A 4,874-nucleotide genomic window follows, 5' to 3' on the forward strand; every position below is an offset into this window, starting at 1 on the left:
CTTGCCCAATAGCTCGCTTGAAGAACGACGGTGCCAGAAAGCACGGCAATCAGGCTAGACACCGGAATCTCTTGGCGTTCGCCGAGGTTCGCAACCATGGACGAGAAGATCGGAAAGACGATCCACAACAAGAAACCGACCGCAAGGGTCTGCACCGTTAGAAGTGCGGCGTAGGTGACCGCGCCGTGTTTTCTCACCCATGGTACAGAACGCTCAAGTGATGGCATCTCGAAGCTCCGTCCAGAGATCCCGTTTTGAATTAATGCGCGGCGGTCGGCGTGATGATTCCCAGATTGCCAAGTCCGCTCACGATCAGTTGGATTGCGACTGCAGTCAAAAGAATGCCGAAGACGACCTCCGAGACGATCAGACTGGCAGGCTTCATGCGCTTGGCCAGCTTGTCGATGTTGGTGAACACGAGATAGTCGAGCGCGGCGACGATCAGGATCAGACCCGTAACAAGTACGGCACTGACAATCGAGACGACTTCACCCGAGGCCAGGATGATGACCGTGATGCCGACGGGATTGAGCAGATAGGGAACGGCGAGCGGAAAGACCGCGATCTTCGCCGGGTCGATCGGAATCCCCACGTCATCGTTCGGCTTTTCCGTCGGTCCAGACGCCATCTTGATCGCGATAAGCGCAAGGATAATGCCGCCGGCGACAGCGACCGCACCGCCCGTGATGTGGAGAAGCCTCATCAGCAGAGCGCCGGTCGCGAACAGGATCAGAGCGGTGACCGTTGCCGTCAAAACCATCTGGCGACCGATGCGCACTTTGGTTTCGGTATCGAAGGCATGTGTCTTTTCCAGGAATGGAACCAGAGCGATCTTCGGCCCCATGCCGATCAGAAGCAGCAGGAGAAGCTTTCCAACGAGCGCGGCATCGATGACTGAGAAATCCATGGAACGTTCCCTCTAAAATTTGTGACGCGGAAATCAAGTCCTCCCAATAGGGGTGGACGGGTGGCAAAGAAAACCAAGCAGGCTTGCCGGTTTTGTCGGTCGGGCCGTTCAGCGTGGGCAGACGTCCCAAAAACCCGTCGTCCTAGCTGGGGAGGTGTAGTACCAGCACTGACCGGACTGCGGCGGCGCACCCGCAAGGGAAACGGCCGCAGCTCCAGCGACGAAGCCGATGGCAGCGCCCGCGGCGATGGCGCCACCCGGACGCCAGTAGCGACGCGGAGCGACGACCACCACGCCGCGCCGGGCAGGTCTAACGGCAGGGCGATAGGCGGGGCGGTATGCCGGGCCTGCCCGCCGGCCGACCGCAGCACATCCGCGCGGTCCGCAGGCCGCAGCACCGCAACCCCTGGGGCCGCACGCAGCCACGCCGCGGCGGGCTTCTGCTGACGAAGGGGAGAGGATGGGGGTGGTGACCAGCATCAGAATGGAAATCGCGGAGAGCATCTTACCGATCGTCTTCAGTATCTTCATCTTATCCTCCTATTGGTCCTTTGTCTCGGCAGCCGCCAGCAGCGCCTGGTTTTGCTTCGCCAAGGTCTGCTGGGCAGCGGCTGCGATACCTGCATCCTTCTCGCCCGAGACCTGCACTGTCGGCACGGCGATTTTGATGCCGTTCTCGTTGAATGCCTGGTGGATCATCCGCAGGGCTCGGCGTTTCAATGTGAATTGCTGGCCGGGAAGGGTCATGAACTTGATGCGCAGAAGAAGGCCGGAATCGCCAAGGCTGTCGATTCCCTGCATCTTCAGAGGCTGGATCGTGATCGGCTTGAACTCCGGATCCTCGGACAGTTCCTGGCCGATCGCCTTGATGATCTTGCGAGCCTTCTCCACGTCAGCGTCATACGTCACTGTGATCGTCAACTTCTCGATCACCCAGTCGCGGCTTAGGTTTTGCACGGCTCCGAGTTCGCTGAACGGCACGATGTAAATTGCGCCGCGATGATGTCTGAGTTTGATGGACCGCAGGCTGAACGACTCGACAGTACCCTTGTAGCTGCCGCTCTGGATGTACTCGCCCACCCTGAAGGCGTCGTCCAGGAGGTAGAACATCCCGCTGATGACGTCCTTGACCACCGTCTGTGCGCCGAAGCCGATGGCAACGCCGACGACGCCCGCCCCGGCGATCAACGGCCCGATCTCGACCCCGAGCGATGACAAGGCCATCATAATGGCAACGGCCACGAAGAGGATCATCGCGAAGTTACGAAGGATCGGCAGCAGGGTTCTGAGGCGGGTGCGCCGCCGCTCCCGTTCGCTTCCGACCTCAAGGACAGCCTCGGTGTCACCGAGCTTGCGATCAATCAGGACCTTGACGACGTTCCAGGCGAGATCGACGACCAGGAGAATGATCCCCGCGCTCAAGACGCCACGGACCAACCTCAAGGCTGGAGAATCCTGCATCGTCATCTGCGTGAGCCGGACTCCCAGGACATCGGCGAGCAGAACGATTGCTCCGACGATCAGAGCGGCTCTTATACCTCGCTCTACGATCACCGAGACGACGGTGCCTCTTCGATGCCCATCTTCTTCCGCAGCGGAGGACCGCAGGAGGTTGTCGACGGACGCCTTGGTAAGGGCGATCGCTCCCGGTAGCGCCGCACAGACGACGGCGATCCAGAAGAGCTTCATCGCCCCGACCACCCAAAGGAGCCAGACACCAACAAAGTAGACAGTCCAGAGCCAGTTCCGCGCGCGGAGACCAATCCGGCCGGATTGGCCGTCGGACAATGCGGTGGGGCGTCGCCAAACGGCTTCGATGCCGATGACGAGAAGCACCAGACCTAGAGTGTATGCCACGAGTTGCCGGGCTGGAATTGAGAAGCCGAGGGTGCCAAGCAGATGGATGGTGACCCAGCCGAAGGCGTACCAACCCACGAGATAGGCCAGGCGTTTTGCCCAGTGGGCGGCGGCGGCGTCCGTGACAGGCACGACACGGAATTGATCCTCTTCCTTCGCGTGAGGTACTAGAAGCACGTCGAGAAGAGCACTTGCCAGGCGGAAGACTACAATCGCGAAGAGGTATCCGACAACGATCTCCCTGATGAGCGGCGGCCATTCGAACAAAAGGAAGAACCCGATGCTGCCGAGGCCGAACGAGAGGACGTAGCATGTTGCCCACAACAGTCGGGCAGCGATGGCGATCATTCTCTCCCGAACGGTGGCAAACGGCGCGCGTGCCATCCAGGAGCGCCATCCCGCGGTGATCCAATAGAACAACCATTGTGCGGCCAGTCCGACTGCCACGAAGGCGGCGACGAGGAAGATCGGTCGCGTGCCGCCATTCGCCTGCACGTCTCGTTCAAGTACTGCGGCACCGCGCATTGTCTCCGAAGGAAAGGATTGCGCCGCGGCAAGCAAGGCAGCAGCATGGCTGCGAAAGCGGGTCGTGAATTCTGCAAATGATAAGCCAGGATCCGATGCCGGAAGCGGCGGTTCCAGCTCCGGCTCTGCTTTGGCGGCGGCGGGCTGCTGCTGCAACCAGTTCTGCACGTCGGGATCTGCGAACAAGCCGATGAAACGCTGGACGCTCTCGGGCTGTGACTTCGCTGGCGTGTCGTTCTGCGCCGCGGCAGTGGAAACGCCCATGAGAACAGCTATCGCCAGCGCAGCCGCAGCGATCAGCGTACCGACGGAGGTGATTTTCGAAAGCGCTGCCATTGTCTGTCCTTACCTGAATGAAATCGATGGCCGTCGCACCGCTCTGCGGCCATTAGCGCCCGCATGCCCTCTGCCTGTTCACGCCGGCCTCACAGTCAGACGATCTCTGCTTCGTGCCGGCAGGACCGGTGAGGCCGCTTACCTGGCCAGCGTAATTATCTCTGGTATCCGCATCGACGACGGCGACCGGGGCGGCAAGGATCAGCCCCGCTGCGCTACCCGCCGCCGCCGCGGTACTCGTCGTCGCCGCAAGGATCTTGTCTCCAAGGCCCACTTTGCTATCGGTCAGTGTTTGCCCGTTTGAGATGCGTGCGCCGATGAGACGAACGACCTCGGGCGATTCCGCGAACTTGCCGTGATTGAGACTGTCGCCTGCCTTGACCTTGGTGAGGTCGATCACCGTGATCTGGCTGTCCGCCAGCTCCTTCTTGAAGGGTGACTGCTCAGGATCGATGGCCCCGAGCCGCGCGACGTTGCCCCACACCCGGCGCGAGACGGCCAACGCCCGGTCGTCGCGGGATACGAAGAGGGTGAACTGCGGATGCTGCTTGCCCATGTCAACGATCTGCTGACGGAAGACGTCGACATCCACGTCGGGAGAGGCCAGCATTACGTTTTCGAACTTGGCAGGTAGTCGGCCGTTGCGGATCGCCATCTGACGGAGCGCTTCTAGCGCCAGCCAGTTCCCCATGGAATGCGCCAGGATGGAAACTTCCTTCACCTCCGGATCCTTGGCGAGATATTGGAAGAGGGTCTCCAATGCGTTGCGCGTGTAATTGGTGCTCTCTCGGTCGTATCCGTAGGCCAGCAGACTGCCGCGCGACGGCCACGTCACAAGCACCGGAGCGCTGTGGACGCCGGAATCCTGGACAATCTGGGCAAAGCGGTAGACCGAGTCCTCGAAGCGGTTATTGAAGCCATGGATGAACACCAGGACGCTGCCGTCGCGGCTCTTCCTGACCGAGGCGCTCAGCCATTTTTTGGCATCATCGCGCGTAATCTCGTCTGCCTTCAAGGTTGCGAAGTCGGTTGCCGGATTGGATGGAAGCCTCTTCGGCCAGGCGACCTCACCAACCTTTCGAACGTTCGAGGGTGGGATGGACACGGTAATGTCGGCAAATGCCGGGGTGAGCGCTCGCTCACCTGTGAACATCTCACCTTGAACTGTGGAGCGGCTGCGTGTCGTGGTCACGAGCATGTCGACCTTGGTGGATTTCGGCGAGCTATCTGCGACCGGGATAAGCACGTT

Annotated in this window: 4 protein-coding genes and 1 pseudogene; all 5 read right to left on the reverse strand. The window is 60.8% G+C overall.

What is annotated here, in order from left to right; translation table 11 throughout:
• A pseudogene (locus JTP94_RS25230) lies at positions 1 to 227 on the reverse strand (hypothetical protein); the annotation flags it as partial.
• 32 nt (positions 228 to 259) lie between these two features.
• On the reverse strand, positions 260 to 907 hold the full coding sequence (locus JTP94_RS25235; protein ID WP_204853174.1) for a MarC family protein: 648 nt from the start codon (positions 905 to 907) through the stop codon (positions 260 to 262).
• Between the two features lie 108 nt (positions 908 to 1,015).
• Entirely contained in the window at positions 1,016 to 1,438 is a 423-nt protein-coding gene (locus JTP94_RS25240; RefSeq protein ID WP_204853175.1) for a hypothetical protein, read from the reverse strand.
• Between the two features lie 9 nt (positions 1,439 to 1,447).
• Entirely contained in the window at positions 1,448 to 3,625 is a 2,178-nt protein-coding gene (locus JTP94_RS25245; protein WP_204853176.1) for a mechanosensitive ion channel family protein, read from the reverse strand.
• A gap of 52 nt (positions 3,626 to 3,677) precedes the next feature.
• Positions 3,678 to 4,874 (reverse strand): alpha/beta hydrolase (locus JTP94_RS25250; protein ID WP_246755317.1); only part of this gene is annotated, 1,197 nt, incomplete at its 5' end.

It is taken from the genome of Martinezella lusitana (genome assembly GCF_016901135.1).
In the GTDB taxonomy this organism is placed as follows: Bacteria; Pseudomonadota; Alphaproteobacteria; order Rhizobiales; family Rhizobiaceae; genus Rhizobium; species Rhizobium lusitanum_D.